This is a genomic window from Pseudomonas sp. Irchel s3b5, from assembly GCF_900187435.1.
Taxonomy (GTDB): Bacteria; Pseudomonadota; Gammaproteobacteria; order Pseudomonadales; family Pseudomonadaceae; genus Aquipseudomonas.
In genome coordinates this window covers 48,679-74,979 of the sequence record NZ_FYDY01000026.1, presented here as the reverse complement: position 1 = coordinate 74,979, position 26,301 = coordinate 48,679, and the positions used below count along the sequence as shown (strand labels likewise).

Here is a 26,301-nt window from a genome sequence, read left to right as displayed (position 1 = left end):
GGCCTAAAGAAAAAACCGCACGCCATGATGGCAGTGCGGTTTTTCCATGACAGCGAGCAACGATTACAAACTATTACGCCTGATGGCTAGTAACGTAGTCGATTGCAGCTTGTACAGTAGTGATCTTCTCGGCTTCTTCGTCAGGGATTTCGGTCTCGAATTCCTCTTCCAGAGCCATCACCAGCTCAACGGTGTCAAGGGAGTCGGCACCCAGGTCTTCAACGAAGGAAGCAGTGTTGACCACTTCTTCTTCTTTAACGCCCAGTTGCTCAGCAACGATTTTCTTGACGCGCTCTTCGATGGTGCTCATACCTTGTTTTCACTCCTAATGGACAAATTCAGGCAGCTGGCCAGTGGGTAAGTGTATAGAAAGACTTTTCAGCTTTTCAACTGAAAGCTTCACTCCTCGAACCCGGTGACCCTCTGCCTATAAATAGATTGCAGCTTTATAACGGATTTTAGACAGCTCGTATGACATTTTTTTGAAGCAATCCGTCACATTTGAATTACATGTACATCCCGCCGTTCACCGGGATTGTAGCTCCGGTAACGTAAGCCGCACCGTCCGACGCAAGAAAAGCGACCACGGACGCGATCTCTTGAGCTTGTCCCAGACGGCCCAGCGGAATCTGCGTCTGCAAGGCTTCACGCTGCGCCTCGGGCAGTTCACGGGTCATATCGGTATCGATGAACCCTGGGGCCACCGAGTTTACCGTAATCGAACGCGAACCGACTTCACGCGCCAGTGCACGGCTGAAACCTTCCAGACCGGCCTTGGCGGCAGCGTAGTTTACTTGGCCTGCGTTGCCCATGGCACCCACAACCGAACCAATACTGATAATTCGACCCCAACGGGCCTTGGTCATACCACGCAAAACGCCCTTGGACAGGCGGAACAGACTGTTCAGGTTGGTATCGACAACGTCATGCCACTCGTCGTCTTTCATACGCATCATCAGGTTATCGCGGGTGATGCCGGCATTGTTGACCAGGATTGCCGGCGCACCGAACTGCTCCTGAATGCTTGCCAGAACACTTGCAACGGACTCGTCACTGGTGACATTGAGTTCCAGGCCAGTCCCCTGGATACCGTTTTCTTTCAGGGTAGCGGCAATACGCTCAGCACCCGACGCAGAGGTCGCGGTGCCCACTACGATGGCGCCCTGACGACCCAGTTCCAGGGCGATAGCCTGGCCGATGCCACGGCTTGCACCGGTGACCAGTGCAACTTTACCTTGCAGACTCATGCAAGCTTCTCCTGATTCAGGCCAACGCTGCACGAGCGGCAGCGAAAGCGTCTGGGGTATTGAGGTTGGATGTCGACACGCCTTCAGCACAGCGCTTGTTCAGACCGGCCAGTACTTTGCCCGGACCGCACTCGACCAGTTGGGTCGCACCCTTGGCGGCCAGCGCCTGGACCGATTCAACCCAGCGTACTGGCTTGTAGAGCTGCTCAAGCAAATCACGCTTGAGGGTTTCCAGATCGCCCGGCACTTCGGCACTGACGTTCTGCACAACGGGAATTTGTGGGACTTGCCAGTCGATCGCGGCGATCGACTCGGCGAAACGCTCGGCGGCCGGACGCATCAGTTCGCAGTGCGATGGCACGCTGACCGGCAATGGCATGGCGCGCTTGGCACCCCGCGCCTTGCAACCTTCAATAGCGCGCTCGACCGCAGCCTTGGCGCCAGCGATGACGACCTGACCCGGGGAGTTGAAGTTCACCGCGCTGACCACGTCGCCTTGCGCCGCTTCGGCACAGGCGGCCAGTACGTCCGCATCTTCCAGACCCAGGATGGCGGCCATGCCGCCCTGCCCGGCCGGAACGGCCTCCTGCATCAACTGACCACGACGCTCGACCAGTTTCACCGCGTCACCCAGGCTCAGGCTGCCGGCAGCGACCAGCGCGCTGTATTCACCCAGGCTGTGCCCGGCAACGTAAGCCGGACGCGCACCACCTTCGGCCAGCCACAGGCGCCACAGGGCGATCGAGGCGGTCAGAATGGCCGGCTGGGTTTTATCGGTCTGATTGAGTTGCTCTTCCGGCCCTTGCTGGGTCAGTGCCCACAGGTCGTAACCCAGAGCATCGGAAGCTTCTTTGAATGTTTCGAGGACAACCGGGTGTTGTGCGCCCAACTCGGCCAGCATGCCGAGGGACTGCGAACCCTGTCCTGGAAAGACGAATGCGAGGGAAGCAGACATGTAACAAGCCCCTAATGATCTTGTCGTCGGAGAGTTGACGCCCCGCTTTTGGGACGCAAGAAACTGACAGTTGGATGGTGACTCGAACCGAGCAGTCACATTTAAGCATTGTCCGACGAAAACGCCTAAAGCAACAAATCCTCCAGACGACCGTGAATGCGTTCTGGCAGGTTTTCCTGAATTTCGATCAGCGCGCGCTGAATGGCACTTTGAAAGCCCTGCACCCCGGCAGATCCGTGGCTTTTCACGACAATGCCCTGCAAGCCGAGAAAGCTCGCACCGTTGTGCCGCGCGGGCGCCAGGTCAGCCTGCAAGCGCTTCATCAGCGGCAACGCCAATGCACCGACCATGCGCGAAGCAACACTCTGCCTGAACAACGCTTCGATACGCCCGGCAATCATGGTCGCCAGGCCTTCGCTGGATTTGAGCAGGATATTGCCGACAAATCCGTCGCACACCACCACATCAGCTTCGCCACGGTACAAACCATCACCTTCGACAAAACCGATGTAATTGATACCTCGGGCTGCCTGCAACAACGTGGCGGCCAGCTTGACCTGCTGATTTCCCTTGATGTCCTCGGTGCCGATATTCAACAACGCCACGCGCGGACGAGCAATGCCCAGCGTTTCCGCTGCGACCGAGCCCATCACAGCGAACTGCAACAGATGTTCCGCGCTGCAATCGACGTTGGCACCCAGATCGAGCAACTGGCAATAACCCTTCTGTGTCGGAATGGCCGCCACCATGGCCGGCCGATCAATGCCCGGCAAGGTCTTGAGCACAAAACGCGACAGCGCCATCAACGCACCGGTATTGCCGGCACTGACGCAGGCCTGGACCTTGTCATCGCGCAGCAACTCGAGCGCCACGCGCATGGATGAGTCGGGCTTGCCTCGCAGGGCCTGGGCAGGTTTTTCGTCCATGGTGATGACTTCGGACGCCGGAGCAATCGACAGGCGTGCGCGATCCACAGCCGAATGGCCAGCGATCAGTTCTTCAAGAAGGGAGGGTTGACCGACGAGGATCAGGTGCAGCGAGGGGGTAGCAGCCAGACAAGCGAAGCTGGCCTGAACAATGCTGCGGGGACCGAAGTCCCCGCCCATTGCGTCAATCGCGATGACTTGAGCAGACAAGTGATTACTCGTCAGCGCCCTTGTCGATCACTTTACGGCCACGGTATACGCCTTCTGGCGATACGTGGTGACGCAGGTGAACTTCACCGGTGGTTTTTTCTACAGACAGGGTGCTAGCCTCGAGAGCGTCGTGCGAACGGCGCATGTCACGGGCAGAGCGGGATTTTTTGTTCTGCTGAACAGCCATAATTGATTAACTCCTAAACGTTTGGGTCACGCTTTAACTGCGCCAATACACTGAACGGGTTGGACCGCGTTACCTCGTCCTCGCTCGGTTCGGGCTCATCTGCTCCCGCCGGCTGCTGGCATTCTTCCGGATGATGAGCAGGCACAATGGGCAAGGCGAGCAGAAGCTCCTCCTCGATCAGTGACTGCAGATCCAAAGGATCTTCGCCCAGTTCCAGCACGTCATAACCTTTCGGCAACGACTGGGTATTCGCACCCTCCTTCACCACAGCGTAACTGCATTCGCTATGGATCGGCAGGGTGACCAGCTCAAGACAACGCTGGCAAACCATTTTGACCTCGGTGTCGATAAAACTGTGGATGACCACAGATTTACGTTCATCTCGTTCAAAAACGAATTTAGCCTGCACCGTACCGACATTGTCGGAAAGCGGGTCGCAGAGTCTCTTCAAATCGGCCAGCAGCATTTCACCTTGGAGGGTGGTGCCACGATCAGCCAATTTGCGCGGGTCAACGTGAGGTGGAATCGGGTCATTCAACATAGGCGCAGCATTATAGGGATGCACCCGGCCATGTCAAAGGAAATTCAGCCCTGTCCGTCACTTGGAAGCCCCGCTAGAATTCACGACTGTCATTTGGAGTTGCGCATGCTGCCTTTATTACTCGCTTCCAGCTCAGCTTATCGCCGGGAATTACTGACCCGTTTGCAGCTGCCCTTTACGTGCAGCTCGCCGGATATCGACGAGAGCCATCGCCCCGGCGAGCCCGCCATCGAGCTGGTCAAACGCCTGGCCGAAGAGAAGGCGCGCGCCCTGGCGGACAGCCATACCGCTCATCTGATTATCGGCTCAGATCAGGTCGCCGTATTGGGCAACCGCATTATCGGCAAGCCACACACCTTCGAAAAAGCCCGAGAGCAACTCCAGGCCTCAAGCGGCACCAGCGTGACATTCCTGACCGGACTGGCCCTGCTGAACAGCCAGACCGGCCATTGCCAGGTCGACTGCGTGCCATTCACGGTACACATGCGCACACTCGACACCGCACGAATTGAACGCTACCTGCGCGCCGAACAGCCCTACGACTGCGCTGGCAGCTTCAAGGCCGAGGGTCTGGGCGTCAGCCTGTTTCAAAGCACCGAAGGGCCTGACGCGACCAGCCTCGTCGGCCTGCCATTGATTCGCCTGATCGACATGTTGCTGGCTGAAGGCGTGCAAATCCCGTAGGAGCCGGCTTGCTGGCGAACCGGGGCGACGCGGCGCGCCAGGTATGCCGCCATCGCTGGCAAGCCAGCGCCTACAGGTCATGGGAAGGCAAAAAAACCGGCAATGGCCGGTTTTTTTGTGCAATCAAAAGATCAGCGCAGCGACGGACCGTTAAACCCCATCCACATCGCCAGATGCTCAGCCACGCTGGCGCCCAGCTTCTTCGAGAAGCGATCGAATGGCGACTCCTGAACGGTAAAGTCCACCAGCTCTTTCTCGCCGATCACATCCCGCGCAACCGAACTGGCACTGCCCAATCCATCGACAAGCCCTAGCGGCAGCGCCTGCTCGCCGGACCAGACCAGACCGGAAAACAACTCCGGATGCTCCTTGTCCTTCAGGCGATCGCCGCGCCCCTGCTTGACGCTGTTGATGAACTGTTTGTGCGTCGTATCGAGCACACCTTGCCAGAACACCGTTTCTTCCGACTTCTGCGGCTGGAACGGGTCGAGGAACGATTTATGCTCGCCCGAGGTGTATGTGCGACGCTCGACACCCAGTTTCTCCATGGTACCGACAAAACCGTAACCGGCCGCCGTCACACCAATGGAGCCCACGAGACTCGCTTTGTCCGCGTAGATCTGGTCGGCGGCACTGGCGATGTAATACGCCCCGGAAGCCCCCAGATCAGAAATGACCGCGTACAGCTTGATCTCCGGATGCAGGCCACGCAGGCGGCGGATCTCGTCATAGACGTAACCCGACTGCACCGGACTGCCGCCCGGACTGTTGATGCGCAGAATGACACCCTTGACCTTTTCATCCTCGAAAGCTGCGCGCAGGCTGCCAACGATGTTGTCGGCACTGGCCGGCTCCTTGTCGGCGATCACACCGGTCACGTCGATCAACGCGGTGTAGTTGCCACTGCGAGTTGCCGCCTTTTCCATGTCCATCAACGGCGAAAACAGCGCCAATGCACCGAACAGGTACACAAAGGTCAGCAGCTTGAAGAATATTCCCCAGCGACGGGACCGGCGCTGTTCCTGCACGCTGGACAGCAAGGTCTTTTCCAGCAGCTTCCAGCTTTTCGCGTCACCGTCATCAGCGCTCGCCTTGGCAGGCGCTTTCCATTCGTCGGTCATGCCATACACCCCAGCAAAAACGTATTAAGCCTGACGAAGCCAGGCGTGCAATTCGGAAAAACGATCTATGGACAGCCGCGGCTCAAACAGCTTCAGCGCCTCAATGGATTGAGCACCATAGCTCACCGCAACTGAATCCATGCCGGCATTGCGTGCCATTTGCAGATCAAACGACGAATCCCCGACCATCAGCGCCTGCTGCGCAGAAACGCCGCAATGAGCAAGGATTTCTTCCAGCATCAGAGGATGAGGCTTGCTGGCCGTTTCATCTGCCGCACGAGTGACATCGAAGTAATCTTCCCAGCCGTGCGCCTTGAGCACCCGATCCAGCCCGCGACGAGCCTTGCCGGTGGCCACCGCCAAGTGATAACCCTCATTGCGAAAGGCTGCCATCGACTCGACAACACCCTCGAACAACGGCGACGGCACAGCTTCCGATGCGATGTAGTGATCAGCATAGTGCTGACGAAACGCGACGAGCTCGTCATCGCCAATATGCGGATACAACGTGCGAATCGCCTCGGGCAACCCCAGTCCGATGATGCCCTTGACGGAAAAGTCATCGCACAATTGAAAACCGGAGCGCTCGGATGCCACATGCATCGCTTCGACAATCCGACCGATGGAGTCGGCCAGGGTGCCATCCCAATCAAAAATCAGCAGCTTGTAGTCAGATGGGCGCACTCAATCGCTCCACGGTCTTGGCCCACATTTCGTCTACCGGCGCCTGAAGCTTCAGCTCACCACCATCCGGTAACGGCACAGTCAGCATGTAGGCGTGCAGGAACAGGCGCTTGCCGCCCAGATCGCGAATTTCCTTGCTGAAATCGTCATCACCGTATTTGGTGTCACCAGCAATGCAGTGACCCGCGTGCAAGGTATGGACACGAATCTGGTGAGTGCGGCCGGTGATCGGCTTGGCTTCGATCAGGGTGGCAAAGTCGCCAAAACGACGCAGGACCTTGAACACGGTCACAGACTCCTTGCCCTCCTCCTCGTCGACCTCGACCATGCGCTCACCGGAGCGCAGATTGCTCTTGCCGAGCGACGCTCGAACTTGCTTGATCGAGGACGCCCAGTTACCGCGAACCAGCGCCATATAGCGCTTATCGACGCCATCGCCGCCATCGCCGCGCAAGGCTGTGTGCAAATGACGCAGCATGCTGCGCTTCTTGGCGATCATCAGCAGGCCGGAAGTGTCACGGTCGAGGCGGTGAACCAGTTCGAGCTCCTTGCAATCGGGACGCAACTGACGAAAGGCTTCGATGACGCCGTAATTCAAGCCGCTGCCGCCGTGAACGGCGATACCGCAAGGCTTGTTGATCACGATCAACGCCTTGTCTTCGAAGACAATCGAGGCTTCGAGGCGCTGAAGCAGGCCCTGAGCCAGCGGTACCGGCTCGTCGCGCTCAGGCACACGAACCGGCGGCACGCGCACGATATCGCCCGCCTGCAGCTTGTATTCGGGCTTGATCCGCCCCTTGTTCACACGCACTTCGCCTTTGCGCAAGATGCGGTAAATCAAGGTCTTGGGCACACCTTTGAGCCGTGCAAGAAGGAAGTTGTCGATGCGTTGGCCGGCATATTCCGGCGAGACCTCAAGCAGTTGTACGCTTGGAGTCGGGAGGGTAGTCGTCGTCATGCCGCGGATGATAACAATTTTTATGGAATTGAAGCACTTAATCATTGCTGCTATAGTCGCGAACGCCGCCAAAAGCGGCCTGGACAGCGGACCATCGGTCAAAAACCGGCCCTGACCAACGCAATTCACCAGGACGCGAGGCCGTCCTACGGGGCTTTCGCTACGTAACGGTGGAGTTTGCAGGTGTAACGAGCGCAGGTGACATGAGGCCTGAATCACGCTGCAAAACGGAGTATCTCACTCGTTTTGCAAGCCATATTCACGGCCAGTTCACAAAGTGCAGTCAGCTGCGAATGACCCCGAGCGAACGCTTCGGAAACAACGCCTAAATTAGCCATGATGCGTGACCTCCCCTTTCGGAGCTCACGGTAAATGCCAACCCGCTGCGGATTCTGCGCGCGGCAGCACCCGAATTATCAGGGATACGTGTAGGGTGGAGATGCACAACCGCTGGACTGTGTAGCAATAGGCTTTATCAAGACGCTTCATCTCGTCCACAGCCGCTGGTTGATTCCTCCTCCTGACTGAGTGCTTAAGTAGCCACAGCAAGCAGGACGCGTACGTCGCGATGAAGGCCCACATTGGCCAGACTTCGCTGGACACGGGAATGGCCAACCACTCCCGACGCACCTGACACCGACCGTGAGAAGTCGTGTGTGCCGAACGCCGTTTCCGGCAGCCCGGAAACCGACGGTACTACATGAAAAGAATGCTGATTAACGCAACTCAACCCGAAGAGTTGCGTGTTGCACTGGTAGATGGCCAACGCCTCTACGACCTGGACATCGAATCCGGTGCACGCGAGCAGAAGAAGGCCAACATCTATAAAGGCCGGATTACTCGCATCGAACCAAGCCTCGAGGCTGCCTTTGTCGATTTCGGCTCTGAGCGCCACGGCTTCCTGCCCCTCAAAGAAATCTCCCGCGAATACTTCAAGAAAGCCCCTGAAGGCCGCGTCAACATCAAGGACGTCCTGAGCGAAGGCCAGGAAGTCATCGTTCAGGTCGAAAAAGAAGAACGTGGCAACAAGGGCGCCGCCCTGACCACCTTCATCAGCCTGGCCGGTCGATATCTCGTTCTGATGCCGAACAACCCGCGTGCCGGCGGTATCTCCCGTCGCATCGAAGGCGAAGAGCGCAATGAACTGCGTGAAGCCCTGAACGGCCTGGTTGCCCCGGCTGACATGGGTCTGATCGTGCGCACTGCCGGCCTGGGCCGCAGCAGCGAAGAAATGCAGTGGGACCTCGACTACCTGCTGCAACTCTGGACCGCCATCAAAGAAGCCTCGCTGGATCGTTCCGCGCCGTTCCTGATCTACCAGGAAAGCAACGTGATCATCCGCGCCATCCGCGATTACCTGCGCCAGGACATCGGCGAAGTGCTGATCGACAGCGTTGAAGCCCAGGACGAAGCCCTGACCTTCATTCGCCAGGTGATGCCGCAGTACGCCAGCAAGATCAAGCTGTACGAAGACAGCGTTCCGCTGTTCAACCGCTTCCAGATCGAAAGCCAGATCGAGACCGCTTTCCAGCGCGTCGTTGAACTGCCTTCCGGCGGTTCCATCGTCATCGATCCGACCGAAGCCCTGGTGTCCATCGACATCAACTCGGCGCGCGCCACCAAAGGCAGCGACATCGAAGAAACCGCGCTGCAGACCAACCTTGAAGCCGCCGAAGAAATCGCCCGTCAGTTGCGCCTGCGCGACATCGGCGGCCTGATCGTCATCGACTTCATCGACATGACCCCAGCCAAGAACCAGCGTGCCGTGGAAGAGAAAGTCCGCGAATGCCTGGAAGCCGACCGCGCTCGCGTGCAAGTCGGTCGTATCTCGCGCTTCGGCCTGCTGGAAATGTCCCGTCAGCGCCTGCGTCCGTCCCTGGGCGAAAGCAGCGGCATCGTCTGCCCGCGTTGCAACGGCACCGGCATCATCCGTGACGTTGAATCGCTGTCCCTGGCGATCCTGCGCCTGATCGAAGAAGAAGCCCTGAAAGACCGTACCGCCGAAGTTCGCGCACAAGTGCCGATCCCGGTGGCCGCGTTCCTGCTCAACGAAAAACGCAACTCGATCACCAAGATCGAACTGCGCACCCGTGCCCGCATCGTCATTCTGCCGAACGATCACCTCGAAACGCCGCACTTCGAAGTGCAGCGTCTGCGTGATGACAGCCCGGAAGCCGCGACCAACCAGTCCAGCTACGAAATCGCTGCTGCCGCTGCCGATGTGGAAGAAGTCCAGCCAGCCGCCGCGACCCGCACCCTGGTTCGCCAGGAAGCCGCCGTCAAGACCGCACCGGCCCGCGCCAACGCTCCGGTTCCGACCGAAGTCGCCGCTCCGGCCCCTGCTCCGGTTGCAGTGCCTGAGCCAAGCCTGTTCAAAGGCCTGGTGAAGTCGCTGGTCAGCCTGTTCGCCACCAAGGAAGAGCCTGTTGCTCCGACCGTGGTTGAAAAGCCTGCGACCACCGAGCGCCCGGCCCGTAACGAAGAGCGTCGCAACGGTCGCCAGCAGAGCCGCAACCGTAACGGTCGCCGCGATGAAGAGCGCAAGCCTCGTGAAGAACGTGCTCCGCGTGAAGAACGCGCCCCACGTGAACCGCGTGAAGAGCGTCAGCCACGCGAAACCCGTGAAGAAACGCCGGCCGTAGCCCGCGAAGAACGCGCACCTCGCGCACCTCGTGAAGAACGTGCACCGCGCGCACCGCGTGAAGATCGCAAGCCACGTGGCGAGCGTGAAGAACGCGTTCGTGAACTGCGCGAACCTCTGGATACCACGCCAGCCGCCGCTCCAGCTCCAGTTGCAGCTGTCACCGCTGAAGAGCGTCCGGCCCGCCAGCCACGTGAAGAACGTGCTCCACGCCCACCGCGTGAAGAACGCCAGCCACGTACCGAGCAAGCCGCTGCCGCCGTCGCCGAAGAAGAACTGCCGACCAGCGAAGAGCAACTGCAGGAAGACGGTCAGGATGGCGCCGAAGGCGATCGTCCACGCCGCCGCTCCCGTGGTCAGCGTCGTCGCAGCAACCGTCGCGAGCGTCAACGTGACGCCAACGGCAACGTGATCGAAGGTTCGGAAGATTCCGAAGGTAACGAAGGCGCCGAAGGCCCTGAAGCACCAAGCACTGCCGATCTGGCCGCCGGCCTGGCTGTTACCGCAGCCGTTGCCAGCAGCGTGATCAGTGCTCCAGCCGAAGCACAGGCCAACGAGCAAGCCGAACGCGCGACTGCCTCCACCCTGGAAACGGCTCCGGTCGAAGCGCCAGCTGTTGAAGCGACCACGCCGGTCGAAGTCACTGCCGCGCCAGAAGTCGAAGTCGCACCAGCACAGCCTGTTGTTGAAGCCGCTGCCGAACCCGCCGTGGTTGCGGAACCGGTTGTTGAAACCGTGTCTGAAACCGTTCGTGAAGTTCGCGAAGAGCAAACCGCATTCAACTGGGTTGCCGAGCCTGCTGCCGCTGAAACACCAGCACCGGTGCCAGTCGCTGAACCTGAAGTAGCGCAAGCGATGGTTTCCGAACCTGTGGTTGCTGCTGCCGAGCCTGCGCCAGTTGTTGAAGCGCCAGTTGTTGCCGAAGTTGCACCGGTCGTCGCTGAAGTGACCACACCTGTCGTGGAAGCTGCCCAAGTCAGCGCCCTGACGCCAAGTGGTCGCGCGCCTAACGATCCACGCGAAGTGCGTCGTCGCAAGCGTGAAGAAGAGCGTCTGCAGAAGGAAGCCGAACTGGCCGCCGCTGCTGCACCGACTCCGATCGTGGCTGAAGCGGTTGAGGCAGCACCTGCCGAGACGGTTGAATCCGTGATCGAAGAAGCACCGCGCTCGGTTCAGGAAGCCGTAGAGCAACACGAACAAGCCGAGGAAAAAGAACACGAGCCTAAACCGCTCGTCTGATTCCGACGCTGACTAAAAAGCCCCGCCTGGTGATCCAGGCGGGGCTTTTTATTGCAATAAAGATCCCGCAGCCTTCGGCAGCGCCTACAGATGCTCGACGCAGGAGCTGCCGAAGGCTGCGATCTTTTTGATTTCACCCAAAGACCAACTTCTCCGGCACATCCACATCCCACAAAACCCCGGGATCATCCACCGAAACCTCAACCACTCGCCCCTGCGCAAACAAGGGCTTGGCTCCCCGATCTCCCGAAAGCGCCATCAAGCCAGGTCCAAAACTGCGACCGAAACCGACCGGATGCCCGTAGTCACCATCATGTACCGGGACACTGATACCATCTTCAGCAACTTGAACCACAATTTGCTCGATAGTCGACGGCAAAACAAACGGCATATCCCCCAACACCATCAACCATCCCCCGAGCTCCCCGCACGCAGCCACACCCGCGGCAATGCTGTCGCCCATTCCAGTGGACTCGATCAGCACGATCGCGCAACCATAAGCCTTTGCCATGCGGATCACTTGCGGGCGGTCAGCGGTGGTTACCAACACCCGCTTCTCCAGGGTTGCCGGCAGATTGACCAGCACCTGCTCAATGACAGATCGAACCGCGCCATCTCGACCGACGCAGTCAGCCAGCAACTTGTCTTTCTCGGCACCGGCGACCTGGCGAAACCGACTCCCCTGCCCCGCTGCCAGCACAATGACGCCGATGGGCTCGCTCATACATCCTCCTGCAACGGTTTCTTCTGTTTCAACTCGACGCCATTTTTGATCGCCACGATTTCGGCCATGAGCGACAAGGCGATTTCCGCTGGATTATGACTACCGATATGCAGACCGATCGGGCCGTGCAATCGAGCGATGGCCTGTTGTGACAAACCCAGTTGAGCCAGGTTGTCCCGGCGTTTCTGGCTGTTGATCCGTGAGCCCAGTGCGCCGACATAGAACGCCTTGGAATCGAGGGCTGTCAGCAGCGCCATGTCGTCCAGGCGCGGGTCGTGAGTCAGGGCGACGATGGCCGTGCGTTCGTCGGTCTGGATACTCAGGACGGCCTCGTCGGGCATGCCCGAGACAAAACGTCCGTGCTGCGCTTCCCAGCCATAGACGAACTCGGTGCGCGGGTCGCAGATCAGTACTTCAAAATCCAGCAACCGGGCCATTTCGGCGACATACCGGGACAGCTGCCCCGCGCCAATCAACAACAGACGCCAACGCGGACCATAAATTGCGCGCAAGGTCTGCCCGTCGAACATCAACACGTCCGACTTGCTGGCTGGCGTCAAAATCACTTGGCCGGTTTCAAGGTTGAGTTCCCGTGCGACGATTTCATGGGCCTCACAGTGGACCAGCAATTGCTCGACCCAGGCCGCATCATCGACGCGCTCTTCGATCAAACGCAGCGTACCGCCACACGGCAAGCCGAATCGCGCCGCCTCTTCACGGGTGATGCCGTAGGTAATCAGTTGCACCGCTGGCCCGTCGACCGGGATTCGACCGTCGTGCTGCCGTGCAATCAGATCATCTTCGACGCAGCCACCGGAGACCGAGCCAATCACCACACCGTCCTCGCGCAGCGCCAGCATCGCCCCAGGCGCCCGGGGAGCGGTGCCCCAGGTCTGGGCGACGCTGTACAACATTACCCGCTGACCAGCGCGGCGCCACTCCAACACGCTGCGCAGGACATTCAGGTCGGCGCTGTCCATCAGGCGCCTGCCTTCTGCCAACCCGACAGCTGATAACGAACCGGCAAATTGCGAATGCGTTGGCCGGTGGCGGCGAAGATCGCATTGCACAGCGCCGGGGCAATCGGTGGCACACCCGGTTCGCCGACGCCGCCCAACGGAACGTTGCCCGGTGGGGTCACCAAGTGTACGGCGATGTCTTTCGGCGCCAGGGACATGCGCGCCACTTCGTACATGTGGAAGTTGTCCTGCTGGACCTTGCCGTCCTTGAAGCTGATTTCACCCAGCACCGCGTTGCCCAGCCCCATGACACAGGCGCCTTCGAATTGAGAGCGAATCCGTTCGGGGTTGATCTGCGGTCCGCAATCGACGGCAATATCGGCCTTGTGCACGATCAGCGTGCCGTCGTCTTTGACTTCAACCTCGATCACCGCTGCCACGTACGTCACGAAACTGTAATGCACCGCCAGACCCAATCCTCGCCCTTTGGGCAACTCGCGCCCCCAACCGGCCGCCTTCGCGGCAGTTTCCAGCACCGTACGCAGGCGTGCCGTATCGATCGGATAACGCTCCGGCGATTCACCGTAGTTCCATTCTTCACTCAAGGTGCGCGGATCGATCTGACGGTCCGGGCCGAGCAATTTGACCTGATACTTGAGCGAGTCCTGTCCGGCCTTGTGCGCCAGTTCATCGATAAAACTCTGGACCGCAAAGCCATGGGGAATATTCGACACCGAGCGATACCAGCCGACCCGGGTGTGTGCCGTCGCTTCAGGGTTTTCCAGGCGGATGTTGGGAATGGCATAGGCCATGTTGGTGAAACCCATGCCCAGTTCGAACGCCGCTTCATGGCTCATGCCCGGCGCAAACAGCGCAGTGATGCTCGGCGCCACGGTGCGGTGCAACCAGCCAGAGGGCAAGCCGTCCTTGTTCAGGCTGGCCTTGAGGTATTCCACCGACACGGTGTGGAAGTAGGAATTGTGGATGTCGTCTTCACGGGTCCACTGCACACGCACGGCTTTGCCGGGGAATTCCTTGGCCAGGATGGCGGCTTCGATGATGAAGTCAGGTTTGGACTTGCGCCCGAAACCGCCGCCCAGCAAGGTTACGTTGAACGTGACCTTGTCCAACGGCAATCCCAGGCGCTCGCCGATCCGCTGGCGGCTCACCTGTGGCGCCTGACTCGGCCCCCAGGCTTCGCAGACGCCATCCTTGTAGCGTGCGATGGCGACCATCGGTTCCATCGGCGATTGCGACAAGTGAGGCAGGTAGTAGGACGCTTCCAGCGTGTTGTCGGCGCTGCTCATGGCTTCGTCGATGTTGCCGGTATTGCGCACCACTTTGCCGGGTTTGAGTGAAGCAGCTTCCAGTTCCTTGCGGTAGGCAATCGAGTCATAGCTGGCATTAGGGCCGTCGTCCCACTCGATCTTCAGCGCCTCGCGCCCCTTGATCGCGGCCCAGGTATTACTGGCCACTACGGCGATTCCGCCCAACGGTTGAAACTCGGAAGGCAACGGACGGCTGTCGATCTGAATGACCTTCAGCACACCGGGGACTTTCATCGCCGCACTGCCATCGAAACGTTTGACCTTGCCGCCATAGACCGCAGGCCGGGCGATCACCGCGAACAACATGCCGTCGAAATGCACATCGGCGCCATACACGGCACGACCATTGACGATGTCGTCACCGTCGATGGCCTTGGTGCCTTCCTTGCCGATGTAGCGAAATTCCGACGGCTGCTTGAGCTTGAGGCTGTCGCGTGCCGGTACAGCCAAGGCACCGGCAGCAGCGGCCAGCGCGCCGTAGTCCAGCTCGCGGCCCGACGGTGTATGGATGACTTTGTGCAGTTGCGCATGGCATTCGCTGACCGGCACTTTCCACTGCTCGGCGGCGGCTTGTTCGAGCATGGTCCGCGCGGCGGCACCGCAACGGCGCATCGGTTCGTACCAGTGGCGCATGCTGCGCGATCCGTCAGTGTCCTGATTGCCGAAGCGCACTTCGTCACCCGGCGCCTGCCGTACTTTGACCCGCGCCCAATCGGCTTCCAGTTCATCGGCCACGACCATGGTCAGGCTGGTGCGCACGCCCTGGCCCATTTCCGAACGGTTGCACACCACGGTCACCGTGCCATCCGCGGCAATGCTCACATAGACCTTGGGGTCATCGATCCAGCCGTTGGGCATACCGTCGGCGCCGAACTTTTTCTCTTTCTCTTCAGCAAACGCCTCCTGCCAGCCCCAACTGGCGGCAACGACCAATGCACCAGTGGCGCCGACACCCTTGAGGAAGCCTCGGCGACTGAGGTTGCTCAGGGCGAAGCCATTCGGTAACTGGCTCATGCCTTGGCCTCCTTCAGGTGAGTGGATGCCTGACGGATGGCGGTCTTGATGCGATTGTAGGTGCCGCAACGGCAGATGTTGCCGACCATCGCTTCTTCGATCTGCTCGTCGCTCGGGTTCGGATGGATCTTGAGCAACGCGGTCGCGGACATGATTTGCCCCCCTTGGCAAAACCCGCATTGGGCCACCGCGCTATCGAGCCAGGCTTGCTGCACGACTTTGCCAATCGGGTCCGCGTGCAGGTTGTCGATGGTGGTGACGTTCTGCCCGATGACCGAACCGATCGGTGTGATGCAACTGCGCGCCGGAGCGCCTTCGATATGAATGGTGCACGCCCCGCACAGGCCCATGCCGCAGCCGAATTTTGTGCCGTTGTAGCCGGCGACGTCACGGATTGCCCAGAGCAGCGGCATGTCCTCGGTGACATCGAGTTGATGGTTCTGACCGTTGAGTTTCAGGGTAATCATGGGCACGCCCGCAGAGTGTTCGGGTTATGGGGTCGAGTAATCTGCCGCTGGAAGGTCAGCGGTTGGCATCACGCAGATCGACTCAGGCTAATGGGCTCTCTTGTGCAGACGAACACGTCTGCACCGGGCCTTTGATGGAGTAAATGCATTGCATCGTTAGCTCGCTAAGTTAACGCAGCATTAACAAAAAAGCCCTGCACTAGTTACGGTACAGGGCTTTGGATTCAGACTTGAGAGCGTAGCCTCAATAGCGATTCGGCTCCATTTCCAGATCGACGTGGAAACGTTCTGAAATGTCTTTCTGGATGCGTTGCGCCAGGTGGAGCAATTGCAATCCGGTGGCGCCGCCGTAGTTGACCAGCACCAGCGCCTGCAATTTATGCACGCCCGCGTCCGCATCACGGAAACCTTTCCACCCTGCCCGCTCAATCAGCCATCCGGCGGCCAGTTTCATCTGCCCATCGGGTTGCGCGTAGGCCACCAGGTCCGGGTACTCACCCTTGAGCCGTGCAGCCAGCGCGGCCGACACTAACGGGTTTTTGAAGAAACTGCCGGCATTGCCGAGCACGGCCGGGTCCGGGAGTTTTTCGCTGCGAATGCTGCAAATGGCCTGGCTGACGTCGGTGGCGGTTGGATGCTCGATACCTTGCTCGGTCAGGCGCTGGCGCACCGGGCCGTATTCAAGATGCAAATGCGCTGCGCGGTCGAGTACGAAACGCACGCGCAGGATCAACCATCGCCCCGGCTCCTGTTTGAACAGGCTGTCGCGGTAGGCGAAGTTGCACGCCTCCAGACTGAAGTCGCGCAGTTCACCGCTTTGGCGATCGAGGGCAGTCAGACCGGCGAACACGTCCTTGATCTCGACCCCGTAGGCGCCGATGTTCTGCATCGGTGCGGCGCCGACGGTACCCGGAATCAGGCTGAGGTTTTCAAGCCCCGACAACCCTTGCGCCAAGGTGTGCTGCACAAACGGATGCCACGGCTCACCGGCTTCGGCTTCGATCACCACCTTGCTGCCGTCATCGCTGAGCACACGAATGCCACGGGTGGCCATGCGCAGCACCAGCGAGTCGATATCCGCTGTCAGCAGCAAATTGCTGCCGCCGCCGATCACCAACACCGGCACTTGGTGCTCCCGGCCATAAGCCAAAGCCTCACGCACATCAGCGTCGCTATGAGCCTCGGCGAACAACCGCGCCTGAACGTCCACTCCGAAGCTGTTGAACGGCTTGAGCGAAACCTGCGACCGAACCTGCAAACTCATAACCGTCCCTTCAATTCGATCACCAGCAAATCACTGGCGCGCTCGATCAGGTCCAGCACCTGCTCGAAACCTTGATCGCCGTCGTAATACGGGTCCGGCACTTCATCGACTTCCGACTCATAGCGGCGCAGGAACAGGTCCAGCTCGGCCCTGCCCTTGGCCGGTTGCAGGGCCTTGAGGTTGCGCAGATTGCTGTTGTCCATCGCCAGGATCAGGTCGTACGTGGCGAAATCGGCGCGGCTGACCTGCTGGGCGCGCTGGGCGGACAGGTCGTAGCCGCGCAGCTTGGCCGCTGCCTGACTGCGCTTGTCCGGCGCTTTGCCGACATGCCAGTCACCGGTGCCGGCGGAGGCGACTTCAACTTGATTGGCCAACCCCGCCTCACGCAGTTTATGGCGCAGCACGCCTTCGGCCGTGGGCGAACGGCAGATGTTGCCCAGGCAGACAAACAGAACCCGCATCAGGCCTCCAGCAGGCGACGAACGCGCTCGAGGTCTTCGATGGTATCGACACCGGCCGGTGGTGCGATCAGCGCGTCGGCAACGTGGATCCGCACGCCGTGCCACAGGGCACGCAGCTGCTCCAGGCACTCGGTGTTTTCCAGCCAGCACGGGCCCCAGCTGACGAAGTCATGCAGGAAACCGGCGCGGTAGGCATAGATGCCGATGTGGCGACGGTAAGGCACGCCTTCCGGTAGCTGCTCGCGGTTCTGGGCGAAGGCATCTCGCGCCCAAGGCAGCGTGGCGCGGCTGAAGGTCAGTGCCAGACCATTGAGGTCGCTGACCACCTTGACCACGTTCGGATTGAACAGGGTTTCCACGTCTTCGATCGGCTCGGCCAGCGTGGCCATGCGCGCTTCGGTGTGGGCAGCCAGGTTGGCGGCGACCTGATCGATCACGCTCGGCGGAATCAGCGGTTCGTCACCCTGGACGTTGACCACGATGGCGTCCGGCGCCAGCCCCAGTTTCTCGGCCACTTCGGCCAGGCGATCGGTGCCGGAGTTGTGGTCTTCACGGGTCAGCACCACTTCGGCGCCAAAGCTTTTGCAAGCCTCGATAATGCGCGCGTCGTCAGTGGCAACCACCACACGCTCGGCGCTGCTTTTGCATGCCTGCTCCCAGACATGCTGGATCATCGGCTTGCCGGCGATCAGCAGCATCGGTTTGCCCGGCAGACGGGTCGAGGCATAACGCGACGGAATGACGACGGTAAAGGCTGTGGTCATTTATCCAGGCGCTCGTCGTTGGTCAGGGTGCGCGCTTCGGATTCGAGCATCACCGGGATGCCGTCACGAATCGGGTAGGCCAGGCCTGCGCCTTTGCTGATCAGCTCGGTCTTGTCGGCGCTGAGCTTGAGCGGGCCTTTACAGACAGGGCAAGCGAGGATATCGAGCAATTTGGTGTCCATGAACATTCCCTGGATAAAAACGGATTAAGGCAACAAACGAGCCGGCAACAGGCGCATCAACTGCGTATCGAACCAGGCCACGAAGGCCGGCGACGGCGCAGCATCGACCGCCAGGTACCACCAATCGGCAGCGGCGAAGGCACGGCACTTCACCGCGTCCTTTTCCGTCATCACCAACGGCAATGACGGCGTGAAATTCAAGGCCTCGACGCTGTATTCGGCGTGGTCGGCAAATGCATGTGGAACAGGCTGCCAGTGTAGCGTTTCGAGGGTTTTGAAGAAACGCTGCGGGTTGCCGATTCCGGCCACGGCGTGCACGGCCTGGCCTTTGGGGAAGTGATCGAGGGGCCGACGTTCGCCGCTGCGCAGGTTAACCAGTTCGGAGGGTTGCAACTGGAAGGCAAAGCCATCGTCGCGGTCAGCCGGGGCGCCGTTGTAGAGCACAGCGTCAACGCTTTGCAGACGTTCGACCGGTTCACGCAACGGCCCGGCCGGCAAGCAGCGCCGATTGCCCAGTCCGCGGGCGGCGTCGATCAGTACCAACTCCAGATCCCGGGCCAGCCGATAGTGCTGCATACCGTCGTCAGACAGGATCAGGTCCAGCGGTTCACTGGCCAACAGGGCTTTGACGGCGTTGCTGCGGTTGGGGTCGATCATCAGCGGCACACCTGTGCGCTGGACGATCAACAGCGGTTCATCGCCTGCGATGCCTGCGGTTTGATCCGTCTCGACCCGCCATGGCAATTGCGGCGGTTTGGCACCGTAACCACGGCTGACCACACCGACCCGCAGCCCACTGCGCTGACAATGCTCGATCATCCACAAAATCAACGGTGTCTTGCCGGTGCCACCGACCGTGATGTTACCAACGACGATCAGCGGCACGGGCGGCTGATAGATCTCGCCCTCACCCGCCAGAAAGCGTTTGCGCTTGTTCATGACCACGCGCCGGTACAACCATTCCAGTGGCTGTAACAGCTTCAGGGCCGGATGACCGTCATACCACGCGGCGAGCAATCGATCGGACATGGCCATCAGGGCGCGGGAGGCGCCGCCTCGACAGTGGTCATGCGCAAGTGGCTGAAACCGAGTTTGCCGGCGGCGTCCATGGCGATGATGACGGACTGATGTTGAGTCTTGCCATCCGCGCTGATCGACAGCGGTCGGTTGGTGTCGCCATTGGATTCTTTCTGCAGCGCCTCCATCAGCGAGGCCAGGTCGCTTTTCGGCAGGATCTGGTTGTTCACCGAGAACACGCCTTCGGCACTGATGGTGATATCGACCGGCTTGTCCTGATCCTCCGCGGGCGAACCGCTGATCGCTTCCGGCAGATCGACGCGCAACTGGGTTTCACGGGTGAAGGTGGTGGTCACGACGAAAAACAGCAGCAGGATGAACACCACGTCGATCAGCGACGCGAGGTTGATGTCCACCGTTTCCCGTGGTTTGCGGCGGAATTTCACGCTTTGCTCCTGGACAGGTCCACATCACGGTCGCCCTGAACCACCTCGACCAGTTTGATGGCCTCTTGCTCCATGCCGACCACCAGTTCATCGATCCGGCGTTGCAGGAAACGGTGGAAGAACACTGCCGGGATACCGACCATCAAGCCTGCGGCCGTGGTGATCAAGGCTTTGGAGATACCACCGGCCAGTACCGAGGCGTTGGTGGTCATGCCGTTGCCGGTAAACGCGCTGAAAATATCGATCATGCCCAACACCGTACCCAGCAACCCCAGCAACGGGGCCATGGCGGCGATGGTGCCGAGGGCGTTGATGTAGCGCTCCAATTCGTGAATGACCCGCGCGGCGGCCTCTTCGATGCACTCTTTCATGATCTCGCGACCATGTTTTGAGTTGGCCAGGCCTGCCGCCAGGATCTCGCCCAACGGTGAGTTGAGGCGCAGTTCCTTGAGTTTTTCTTTATTGAGTTGTTTGTCCTTGATCCAGACCCAGACCTGCCCGAGCAAATGCTCCGGGGTCACACGGCTGGCTCGCAGCGTCCAGAGGCGTTCGGCGACAATCGCCATGGCGGCGATGGAACTCAAAATGATCGGCAGCATCATCCAGCCGCCGGATTTGACCAATTCCCACACAGTGACAATCCCCTCGAAAAAGTGCGCCACTCTAACATAGGGGGTCGGCGCACCGAAGACCGTGATGTCGCATCCGGTCGGGCTTTAATAACCGGGGGTTATTTATTTCAGGGCGGCGGATCGCGCCAGAAACGCCGTTCCAGACGCATCGACGACGGGGATGCAAACTGTCCCAACTGCAGATGAATGGCACCCTGCTCGGCGCTGTCGTAAATCGCCATCCCGCGTTTTCGGTAGCGCGCCATGACCGTCGGATGCGGGTGACCAAACGAGTTACCATGCCCTCGGGAGATCAGCACCGCCTTGGGTTGCAGCTTGTTGAGCAGTGCCATTGAAGACGAACTGCGACTGCCATGATGCGGTGCCTGCAACCAGTCGGTTGCAATGGCAAAAGGACTGTCGAGCAGCGCCCGCTCGGCAGCGGCGTCGATGTCCCCCGTCAGCAACAGGCGCTCGCCATGGGCTTCGATCTGCAGAACGCAGGATTTCTGATTGCTGTCTGTGGCTGACGGAAATTGCCAGAGCTGGAATTTAACGCCGTCCCAGGTCCATTGCAGGCCCGCCTCACAGGCTGAAGCGTGCAGCTCAGCCGGCAAGCCTGCGGGATCGCCACTGAGCACTTGCTTGACGGTCATGCCGTTGGCTACCGCCCGGGCGCCACCGGCGTGATCGGCATCGGCGTGGCTGATCAACATCAGATCGAGTGTTTCTACGCCCAATTTGCGCAACGACGGCAACACCACCCGCTCGCCCAGATCGAAATCCCCGAAACGCGGCCCCGCGTCATACAACAATGTGTGATGGCGGGTTCGTACCAGAATGGCCAGTCCTTGCCCGACGTCCAGCTGCCAGACATCGGCGATGCCTTCCGGCAGTTCCGCACGGGGTGGAAACACCAGCAGCAACAGCATCGGCCATCCCAACGGGCGTAACGGCACACCTCGCGGCAGCAGCAGTAAAAATGCTCCCAGCGCACCGAGGCCCCAGACCCAAAACGGAATCGCCTTGGGTACCCACGCGGGTATCTCACCGGCCAGCATCGCCAATCCGTTGAACAGCCAGTCGATCAATCCGCCCGCCAGCCACAGCAATCCCTCGCCCACATAAGGCACGGGCAACAACACAGTACCGAGCAAGGCTGGCGGCAACACCACAAGGCTGATCCACGGCACGGCCAACAGATTGGCCGCTGGCCCACTGACGCTGATGGGTAATCCCAGCACCAACAACAACGGGCACAGGCCGATTGCGATCAGCCACTGGGCGCGCGTCCAGGTTTGCCACCAACGCCAGGGTCCCAACCGGCCACCAAAGGTGAAAATCAATATGGCCACTGCCACAAAAGACAGCCAGAACCCCGGTTGCAGGCTCGCCAGCGGGTCCATCAATAAAATCCCATTGAGCGCCAGCAACAGTGGCCACCAGGCACCGAGATGACGGAACCGCAGGCGCCATAACAACACCAGGCCAATCATCAGGCAGGCCCGTCGAACCGGCACTTCAAAACCGGCCAGCAGCCCGTAACCCAGCGCCGCGGCGAATGCGAGTCCGCACGCCCAGGGCAGCCACGGCAGGCGGTCCGGCCACAGCCCATAGCGGGCCAGCCCGGCGATCAACAGGTAGACGACCCCCGCCAGTAACCCGATGTGCTGCCCGGAAATCACCAGCAGATGCACCGTGCCGGTGTCCTGCAACACCTGCCAGTCTTCACGACTGAGCCCGGCGCCGTCGCCCAGCACCAATGCGGTCAGTGCACCGGTTCGACCCTGGGCGTCCACAGACTGTAAGCCTTGGCGAATACCGTCCCGCCAGGCCCAACGGGCGTCGGTGAGTTTCTGGCCATCCTTGACCGTTCCGGTCGCCCCAATGCGTTGCGCGAGCAACCAGGCTTCGTAGTCAAAGGCATGGGGATTGAGCAGCCCGACCGGACGCTTCAATTTGACCGCCAGTCGCCAGCGCTCACCACTGTTCACCGCCGGACCGCCATGCCAGACCAGACGCAAGCGCTGCGGCAGTTGCGCGCGCCGAGACTGACTGTCGCTCAACTCGAAGCGCACCACGCCGTCGGCATTTTGCGGCAACCCCGTCACCCGTCCTTCGACCCAGCGGGTTTCGCCATCCAGCCTCGGTGACAAGCGATCATCCAGTGCCCATTGCGCCTGCACGCAGGCCCAACTGAACCCAAACAGAAAAAACGCCACCGGATACGTCCTGAACGGCAGCAACATCAAACCCGCCACCGGCATCAACCACAACAACCAGACCGGCGGTAGTGCCGGTAAAAAACGCAATGCCAACAAACCCAGCGCCAGCGCCATCATCCCTATGCGCATATGCCCGTCCTTGAGAGTCCTTACCCTAGGCTTAGCCCGTCCGTCGCATCGTCGCCGTTATCAATTGTCACAAAGTCTGAATGGGCAGTTCATGGATTCCAGACATACTTGCCGCCTTAACCGACCGAGAAGCCCTATGCCCCGGCGCTTATTCAAACGTTACATGCCTGACCCGGTCAGCATCAGGGAACACAAATCCTTACGCTTTCTTGGCACGCTGCTGCATGACCCGAACCTCTGGCACCTGAACCGGCACTCGGTCGCCCGCGCCATGGCCGTCGGTCTGTTCGCGGCTTTCCTGCCGATTCCGATGCAGATGCTGCTCGCGGCTTTCCTGGCCATTGTTGTGCGCGGCAACATGCCTATTGCGGTGAGTCTGGTCTGGCTGACCAATCCGATCACCATGCCTGCCGTGTTCTTCTGCACGTACCAGACAGGTGCCTGGCTGATGGATGTTCCCACCCGGAGTCTGCCGGATGAACTGACCTGGGAATGGGTCAGCAGTGAGCTTTCGACGTTGTGGCAGCCGTTTTTGCTGGGCTCGGTGGTGACGGGGCTGGTCCTTGGAGCCGTGGCCTATTTTCTGGTGATGATGTATTGGCGCTGGTGGGTGGCGCGGCAATGGAAGCGGCGCAAGAAAAGCAGGATGTGAGAATGTGGAACGGCCTCTGATTTTGGAGGCCGTTTTTTTTTGCATTTTTAAAGGGGTACATATCCGTTGCTGCGGTAACGGCGGCTATCGGTTCCGCCCTTACGACCCCGCCGGCCTGATTCTAATGCGTGTGCGCTTCCCTGTAGGAGCTGTCGAGTGCAACGAGGCTGCGCCTACGAGGCGGACGACTTACGTCCGCATCCCGCGCCCACTGACCAGTAACCGCGCACACCCGAGGTACAGCACCACGGTGGCCACCAGCATGAACGTGATCGCAATGCTGATCCTGATGTCCGACACCCCGAGGATGCCGTAACGGAACGCGTTGACCATGTGCAGCACCGGGTTCGCCAGCGAGACGGTCTGCCAGAACGGCGGCAGCAACGAGATCGAGTAGAACACCCCGCCCAAATAGGTCAGCGGCGTCAGCACGAAGGTCGGGATGATCGAGATGTCATCGAAGTTGCGCGCAAACACGGCGTTGATGAAGCCCAGCAACGAGAAGATCGTCGCGGTCAGCACCACCACCAGAATGGTCACGCCCAGGTGATGCACCTGCAAGTCGGTGAAGAACAGCGACAGCAGGGTCACGATAACCCCCACCATCAACCCGCGCAGCACGCCGCCCAGGGTGTAGCCGATCAGGATCGTGTGTGGCGACAGCGGCGACACCATCAACTCTTCGATGGAGCGCTGAAACTTGCTGCCAAAGAAACTCGATACCACGTTGCCGTAGGAGTTGGTGATCACCGACATCATGATCAACCCCGGCACGATGTACTCCATGTAGGTGAAACCACCCATGTCGCCAATTTGCCGACCGATGAGGTTACCGAAAATCACGAAGTACAAAACCATGGTGATTGCCGGCGGCAGCAAGGTCTGCGGCCAGATCCGGGTAAAGCGTCGGACTTCACGGTAAACGATGGTGTTGAGGGCAATGAGGTTGGGGCGCAACTCGGAACTCATACCGCCACCTTCGACAGATTTTTCTCCACCAGGGACACGAACAACTCCTCGAGGCGATTGGTTTTGTTACGCAGGCTCAGCACTTCGATGTTCTGCTGCGCGAGTTGGGTGAACAGCGCAGTGATGCCCATGGCCTTGTCCACCTGGACTTCCAGGGTGTGGCTGTCGATCAGCCGGGACGGGTAGCCCATCAACTGAGGCGCCACTTGCAACGTGTTCTTCATGTCCAGCAGGAACGTTTCCACATGCAGCTGGCTGAGCAACTGCTTCATGCTGGTGTTCTCGACGATCGTGCCGTGATCGATGATGCCGATGTTGCGGCACAGCTGTTCAGCCTCTTCCAGGTAGTGGGTGGTGAGAATGATGGTGATGCCTTTCTGATTCAGCTCGGTGAGGAAACTCCACATCGAGCGACGCAGTTCGATGTCCACACCGGCAGTCGGTTCGTCGAGGATCAGCAGGCGCGGCTCGTGAACCAGTGCGCGGGCGATCATCAGTCGACGCTTCATGCCGCCGGACAGCGAACGCGACGGCACGTCCTTCTTGTCCCACAGCCCGAGTTGGGTCAGGTATTGCTCGGCGCGTTCCTTGGCGATTTTCGGCGGGATGCCGTAGTAACCGGCCTGGGTCACGACGATGTCGAAGGTCTTTTCGAACTGATTGAAATTGAATTCCTGCGGCACCACGCCGATGGAGCGCTTGAGTTGCGCAGGATTCTTGTCCAGGTCGTGACCGAAGATATTCACCGTGCCGCTGGTCTTGTTCACCAGGGTCGAGAGAATGCCGATAGTCGTGGATTTGCCGGCGCCGTTAGGGCCGAGCAAAGCGAAAAAGTCACCTTCGGCGACATCCAGATCGATACCACTCAAGGCCTGGAAACCGTTGCCGTAGGTTTTGGTTAGCTGCCGGATGGACAGAGCGGAACTCATATCGGATTTACGCACCAAGAAGGGAGGAAAGGGATAACTATGGGCGGGCGGCGAGCAATGCAACCGCGGCGCATGAACGCAATGGTGCTTGTCGCCGCCACACAAGTACAGTCAAGTGTGTCGATAGTGAGTATTAAGTCAACGCGGTCATAACGGCCTTGCGATACGCCGGACGCTGTTTCAACCGGGCGTACCAGGCCTCCAGATGAGGCTGCGGAGCGCGCTCGATCGGCATCTCGAACCAGGCATAAATAAAACAGCCGAGGGGAATGTCGCCCATGCCGATCTCATCGCCGGACAGGTACGGTTTGGCGGCCAACGCCTGATCGGCCATTGCCAGCAAACCTTCGCACTCCTTGATCGCGGCGTTGATGGCAGACCAGTCCTGCTGCTCGGCGGGGGTGCGCAGCACGCCCCAGAACACCGTGCGAAACGGGCCGGCAAAACTTGAAGTGGTCCAGTCCATCCACTTGTCGGCGGTGGCGCGAGCCTTCAGATCCGCCGGGTACCACGCGGTGTCCTTGGCGTGCAGCGCCATCAGGTAACGAACAATGGCGTTGGACTCCCACAGCACGAACCCGTCATCTTCAATCACCGGGACACGACCATTGGGATTCATGGCGCGGTACTCGGGCGTATCGACCACACCAAAAGCACCGCCCGCATCGATGGCTTCATAGGCCAGCCCCAATTCTTCAGCGGCCCACAGCGGCTTTCTGACATTCGACGAGTTTTTCCGACCCCAGATATTCAGCATGACCGCCTCT

Annotated in this window: 27 protein-coding genes; 3 read left to right on the top strand and 24 right to left on the bottom strand. The window is 59.9% G+C overall.

The window, feature by feature from the left end:
• Positions 1 to 73: 73 nt before the first annotated feature.
• The 6 genes from acpP to CKW15_RS22450 all read right to left on the bottom strand — a co-directional run bounded on the left by acpP (position 74) and on the right by CKW15_RS22450 (position 4,066).
• The gene (acpP, locus tag CKW15_RS22475; protein WP_003175607.1) at positions 74 to 310 is read right to left on the bottom strand and encodes an acyl carrier protein; all 237 of its coding nucleotides are present in this window, start codon (positions 308 to 310) and stop codon (positions 74 to 76) included.
• Between the two features lie 196 nt (positions 311 to 506).
• Complete coding sequence (fabG, locus tag CKW15_RS22470; protein WP_007987168.1) at positions 507 to 1,247, bottom strand: 3-oxoacyl-ACP reductase FabG; 741 nt, start codon at positions 1,245 to 1,247, stop codon at positions 507 to 509.
• A gap of 16 nt (positions 1,248 to 1,263) precedes the next feature.
• On the bottom strand, positions 1,264 to 2,202 hold the full coding sequence (gene fabD, locus CKW15_RS22465; protein ID WP_095056619.1) for an ACP S-malonyltransferase: 939 nt from the start codon (positions 2,200 to 2,202) through the stop codon (positions 1,264 to 1,266).
• Positions 2,203 to 2,327: 125 nt separating this feature from the next.
• Positions 2,328 to 3,338, bottom strand: a complete 1,011-nt coding sequence (gene plsX, locus CKW15_RS22460) for a phosphate acyltransferase PlsX (protein WP_095056618.1) — start codon at positions 3,336 to 3,338, stop codon at positions 2,328 to 2,330.
• Positions 3,339 to 3,342: 4 nt separating this feature from the next.
• Positions 3,343 to 3,525, bottom strand: a complete 183-nt coding sequence (gene rpmF / locus CKW15_RS22455) for a 50S ribosomal protein L32 (RefSeq protein WP_003179396.1) — start codon at positions 3,523 to 3,525, stop codon at positions 3,343 to 3,345.
• A 13-nt stretch (positions 3,526 to 3,538) separates the two neighbouring features.
• Positions 3,539 to 4,066: a YceD family protein gene (locus CKW15_RS22450; protein ID WP_008066540.1), complete on the bottom strand. Its 528-nt coding sequence runs from the start codon at positions 4,064 to 4,066 to the stop codon at positions 3,539 to 3,541.
• A 105-nt stretch (positions 4,067 to 4,171) separates the two neighbouring features.
• Between CKW15_RS22450 and CKW15_RS22445 the strand changes: the two genes are divergently transcribed.
• Positions 4,172 to 4,750, top strand: a complete 579-nt coding sequence (locus CKW15_RS22445; RefSeq protein WP_095056617.1) for a nucleoside triphosphate pyrophosphatase — start codon at positions 4,172 to 4,174, stop codon at positions 4,748 to 4,750.
• A 131-nt stretch (positions 4,751 to 4,881) separates the two neighbouring features.
• On the opposite strand, the gene CKW15_RS22440 is transcribed toward CKW15_RS22445, so the two are convergent.
• Genes CKW15_RS22440 through rluC form a run of 3 tightly spaced genes read right to left on the bottom strand, consistent with a single transcriptional unit; the run spans position 4,882 to position 7,513 of the window.
• A complete protein-coding gene (locus CKW15_RS22440; protein ID WP_095056616.1) occupies positions 4,882 to 5,871 on the bottom strand; it encodes a S49 family peptidase in 990 nt (329 codons plus the stop codon).
• A 24-nt stretch (positions 5,872 to 5,895) separates the two neighbouring features.
• Complete coding sequence (locus tag CKW15_RS22435) at positions 5,896 to 6,555, bottom strand: HAD-IA family hydrolase (RefSeq protein WP_095056615.1); 660 nt, start codon at positions 6,553 to 6,555, stop codon at positions 5,896 to 5,898.
• Positions 6,542 to 7,513, bottom strand: a complete 972-nt coding sequence (rluC, locus tag CKW15_RS22430; RefSeq protein ID WP_095056724.1) for a 23S rRNA pseudouridine(955/2504/2580) synthase RluC — start codon at positions 7,511 to 7,513, stop codon at positions 6,542 to 6,544. Before rluC ends, CKW15_RS22435 begins: the two co-directional genes overlap by 14 nt.
• Positions 7,514 to 8,213: 700 nt before the next feature.
• Here rluC and rne point away from each other — a divergent pair.
• Positions 8,214 to 11,393, top strand: coding sequence for a ribonuclease E (gene rne / locus CKW15_RS22425; protein WP_095056614.1), 3,180 nt, complete (start codon positions 8,214 to 8,216; stop codon positions 11,391 to 11,393).
• A gap of 133 nt (positions 11,394 to 11,526) precedes the next feature.
• On the opposite strand, the gene CKW15_RS22420 is transcribed toward rne, so the two are convergent.
• The 12 genes from CKW15_RS22420 to CKW15_RS22365 form a co-directional block, all read right to left on the bottom strand.
• Positions 11,527 to 12,117 (bottom strand): nucleotidyltransferase family protein, encoded by a 591-nt coding sequence (locus tag CKW15_RS22420; RefSeq protein ID WP_095056613.1) that lies wholly within the window; start codon positions 12,115 to 12,117, stop codon positions 11,527 to 11,529.
• Positions 12,114 to 13,097, bottom strand: coding sequence for an XdhC family protein (locus tag CKW15_RS22415; RefSeq protein WP_095056612.1), 984 nt, complete (start codon positions 13,095 to 13,097; stop codon positions 12,114 to 12,116). Before CKW15_RS22415 ends, CKW15_RS22420 begins: the two co-directional genes overlap by 4 nt.
• Positions 13,097 to 15,418 carry a xanthine dehydrogenase family protein molybdopterin-binding subunit gene (locus tag CKW15_RS22410; protein WP_095056611.1) on the bottom strand — a complete coding sequence of 774 codons (2,322 nt, stop codon included), beginning with the start codon at positions 15,416 to 15,418 and terminating at the stop codon, positions 13,097 to 13,099. The genes CKW15_RS22415 and CKW15_RS22410 overlap by 1 nt, the downstream gene beginning before the upstream one ends.
• Positions 15,415 to 15,885 (bottom strand): (2Fe-2S)-binding protein, encoded by a 471-nt coding sequence (locus CKW15_RS22405; protein ID WP_095056610.1) that lies wholly within the window; start codon positions 15,883 to 15,885, stop codon positions 15,415 to 15,417. The genes CKW15_RS22410 and CKW15_RS22405 overlap by 4 nt, the downstream gene beginning before the upstream one ends.
• A 244-nt stretch (positions 15,886 to 16,129) precedes the next feature.
• The gene (gene murB / locus CKW15_RS22400) at positions 16,130 to 17,149 is read right to left on the bottom strand and encodes a UDP-N-acetylmuramate dehydrogenase (RefSeq protein ID WP_095056609.1); all 1,020 of its coding nucleotides are present in this window, start codon (positions 17,147 to 17,149) and stop codon (positions 16,130 to 16,132) included.
• Positions 17,146 to 17,610 carry a low molecular weight protein-tyrosine-phosphatase gene (locus CKW15_RS22395; RefSeq protein WP_095056608.1) on the bottom strand — a complete coding sequence of 155 codons (465 nt, stop codon included), beginning with the start codon at positions 17,608 to 17,610 and terminating at the stop codon, positions 17,146 to 17,148. Before CKW15_RS22395 ends, murB begins: the two co-directional genes overlap by 4 nt.
• Entirely contained in the window at positions 17,610 to 18,374 is a 765-nt protein-coding gene (gene kdsB / locus CKW15_RS22390) for a 3-deoxy-manno-octulosonate cytidylyltransferase (protein WP_095056607.1), read from the bottom strand. The genes CKW15_RS22395 and kdsB overlap by 1 nt, the downstream gene beginning before the upstream one ends.
• Entirely contained in the window at positions 18,371 to 18,556 is a 186-nt protein-coding gene (locus CKW15_RS22385; protein ID WP_095056606.1) for a Trm112 family protein, read from the bottom strand. Before CKW15_RS22385 ends, kdsB begins: the two co-directional genes overlap by 4 nt.
• A 24-nt stretch (positions 18,557 to 18,580) precedes the next feature.
• On the bottom strand, positions 18,581 to 19,591 hold the full coding sequence (gene lpxK, locus CKW15_RS22380; protein ID WP_095056605.1) for a tetraacyldisaccharide 4'-kinase: 1,011 nt from the start codon (positions 19,589 to 19,591) through the stop codon (positions 18,581 to 18,583).
• Positions 19,591 to 20,019 (bottom strand): biopolymer transporter ExbD, encoded by a 429-nt coding sequence (locus CKW15_RS22375; protein WP_095056604.1) that lies wholly within the window; start codon positions 20,017 to 20,019, stop codon positions 19,591 to 19,593. Before CKW15_RS22375 ends, lpxK begins: the two co-directional genes overlap by 1 nt.
• Positions 20,016 to 20,651, bottom strand: a complete 636-nt coding sequence (locus CKW15_RS22370) for a MotA/TolQ/ExbB proton channel family protein (protein ID WP_177408771.1) — start codon at positions 20,649 to 20,651, stop codon at positions 20,016 to 20,018. The genes CKW15_RS22375 and CKW15_RS22370 overlap by 4 nt, the downstream gene beginning before the upstream one ends.
• A 107-nt stretch (positions 20,652 to 20,758) precedes the next feature.
• Positions 20,759 to 22,984 (bottom strand): DNA internalization-related competence protein ComEC/Rec2, encoded by a 2,226-nt coding sequence (locus CKW15_RS22365; RefSeq protein WP_095056602.1) that lies wholly within the window; start codon positions 22,982 to 22,984, stop codon positions 20,759 to 20,761.
• Between the two features lie 136 nt (positions 22,985 to 23,120).
• Here CKW15_RS22365 and CKW15_RS22360 point away from each other — a divergent pair, with 136 nt between their 5' ends.
• Complete coding sequence (locus tag CKW15_RS22360; protein WP_095056601.1) at positions 23,121 to 23,636, top strand: DUF2062 domain-containing protein; 516 nt, start codon at positions 23,121 to 23,123, stop codon at positions 23,634 to 23,636.
• Positions 23,637 to 23,825: 189 nt separating this feature from the next.
• On the opposite strand, the gene CKW15_RS22355 is transcribed toward CKW15_RS22360, so the two are convergent.
• The 3 genes from CKW15_RS22355 to CKW15_RS22345 all read right to left on the bottom strand — a co-directional run bounded on the left by CKW15_RS22355 (position 23,826) and on the right by CKW15_RS22345 (position 26,291).
• Entirely contained in the window at positions 23,826 to 24,605 is a 780-nt protein-coding gene (locus tag CKW15_RS22355) for an ABC transporter permease (protein WP_095056600.1), read from the bottom strand.
• Positions 24,602 to 25,534 carry an ABC transporter ATP-binding protein gene (locus tag CKW15_RS22350; protein ID WP_095056599.1) on the bottom strand — a complete coding sequence of 311 codons (933 nt, stop codon included), beginning with the start codon at positions 25,532 to 25,534 and terminating at the stop codon, positions 24,602 to 24,604. The genes CKW15_RS22355 and CKW15_RS22350 overlap by 4 nt, the downstream gene beginning before the upstream one ends.
• 133 nt (positions 25,535 to 25,667) lie before the next feature.
• Positions 25,668 to 26,291: a glutathione S-transferase family protein gene (locus CKW15_RS22345; protein ID WP_095056598.1), complete on the bottom strand. Its 624-nt coding sequence runs from the start codon at positions 26,289 to 26,291 to the stop codon at positions 25,668 to 25,670.
• Positions 26,292 to 26,301: the final 10 nt, after the last annotated feature.

What these genes read in the sequence shown, in the direction of transcription:
- acpP (WP_003175607.1), bottom strand. Translation starts at nt 310, where the DNA reads ATGAGCACCATCGAAGAGCGCGTCAAGAAAATCGTTGCTGAGCAACTG.
- fabG (WP_007987168.1), bottom strand. Translation starts at nt 1,247, where the DNA reads ATGAGTCTGCAAGGTAAAGTTGCACTGGTCACCGGTGCAAGCCGTGGC.
- fabD (WP_095056619.1), bottom strand. Translation starts at nt 2,202, where the DNA reads ATGTCTGCTTCCCTCGCATTCGTCTTTCCAGGACAGGGTTCGCAGTCC.
- rpmF (WP_003179396.1), bottom strand. Translation starts at nt 3,525, where the DNA reads ATGGCTGTTCAGCAGAACAAAAAATCCCGCTCTGCCCGTGACATGCGC.
- CKW15_RS22450 (WP_008066540.1), bottom strand. Translation starts at nt 4,066, where the DNA reads ATGTTGAATGACCCGATTCCACCTCACGTTGACCCGCGCAAATTGGCT.
- CKW15_RS22445 (WP_095056617.1), top strand. Translation starts at nt 4,172, where the DNA reads ATGCTGCCTTTATTACTCGCTTCCAGCTCAGCTTATCGCCGGGAATTA.
- CKW15_RS22440 (WP_095056616.1), bottom strand. Translation starts at nt 5,871, where the DNA reads ATGACCGACGAATGGAAAGCGCCTGCCAAGGCGAGCGCTGATGACGGT.
- rluC (WP_095056724.1), bottom strand. Translation starts at nt 7,513, where the DNA reads ATGACGACGACTACCCTCCCGACTCCAAGCGTACAACTGCTTGAGGTC.
- rne (WP_095056614.1), top strand. Translation starts at nt 8,214, where the DNA reads ATGAAAAGAATGCTGATTAACGCAACTCAACCCGAAGAGTTGCGTGTT.
- CKW15_RS22420 (WP_095056613.1), bottom strand. Translation starts at nt 12,117, where the DNA reads ATGAGCGAGCCCATCGGCGTCATTGTGCTGGCAGCGGGGCAGGGGAGT.
- CKW15_RS22415 (WP_095056612.1), bottom strand. Translation starts at nt 13,097, where the DNA reads ATGGACAGCGCCGACCTGAATGTCCTGCGCAGCGTGTTGGAGTGGCGC.
- CKW15_RS22410 (WP_095056611.1), bottom strand. Translation starts at nt 15,418, where the DNA reads ATGAGCCAGTTACCGAATGGCTTCGCCCTGAGCAACCTCAGTCGCCGA.
- CKW15_RS22405 (WP_095056610.1), bottom strand. Translation starts at nt 15,885, where the DNA reads ATGATTACCCTGAAACTCAACGGTCAGAACCATCAACTCGATGTCACC.
- murB (WP_095056609.1), bottom strand. Translation starts at nt 17,149, where the DNA reads ATGAGTTTGCAGGTTCGGTCGCAGGTTTCGCTCAAGCCGTTCAACAGC.
- CKW15_RS22395 (WP_095056608.1), bottom strand. Translation starts at nt 17,610, where the DNA reads ATGCGGGTTCTGTTTGTCTGCCTGGGCAACATCTGCCGTTCGCCCACG.
- kdsB (WP_095056607.1), bottom strand. Translation starts at nt 18,374, where the DNA reads ATGACCACAGCCTTTACCGTCGTCATTCCGTCGCGTTATGCCTCGACC.
- CKW15_RS22385 (WP_095056606.1), bottom strand. Translation starts at nt 18,556, where the DNA reads ATGGACACCAAATTGCTCGATATCCTCGCTTGCCCTGTCTGTAAAGGC.
- lpxK (WP_095056605.1), bottom strand. Translation starts at nt 19,591, where the DNA reads ATGGCCATGTCCGATCGATTGCTCGCCGCGTGGTATGACGGTCATCCG.
- CKW15_RS22365 (WP_095056602.1), bottom strand. Translation starts at nt 22,984, where the DNA reads ATGCGCATAGGGATGATGGCGCTGGCGCTGGGTTTGTTGGCATTGCGT.
- CKW15_RS22360 (WP_095056601.1), top strand. Translation starts at nt 23,121, where the DNA reads ATGCCCCGGCGCTTATTCAAACGTTACATGCCTGACCCGGTCAGCATC.
- CKW15_RS22355 (WP_095056600.1), bottom strand. Translation starts at nt 24,605, where the DNA reads ATGAGTTCCGAGTTGCGCCCCAACCTCATTGCCCTCAACACCATCGTT.
- CKW15_RS22350 (WP_095056599.1), bottom strand. Translation starts at nt 25,534, where the DNA reads ATGAGTTCCGCTCTGTCCATCCGGCAGCTAACCAAAACCTACGGCAAC.
- CKW15_RS22345 (WP_095056598.1), bottom strand. Translation starts at nt 26,291, where the DNA reads ATGCTGAATATCTGGGGTCGGAAAAACTCGTCGAATGTCAGAAAGCCG.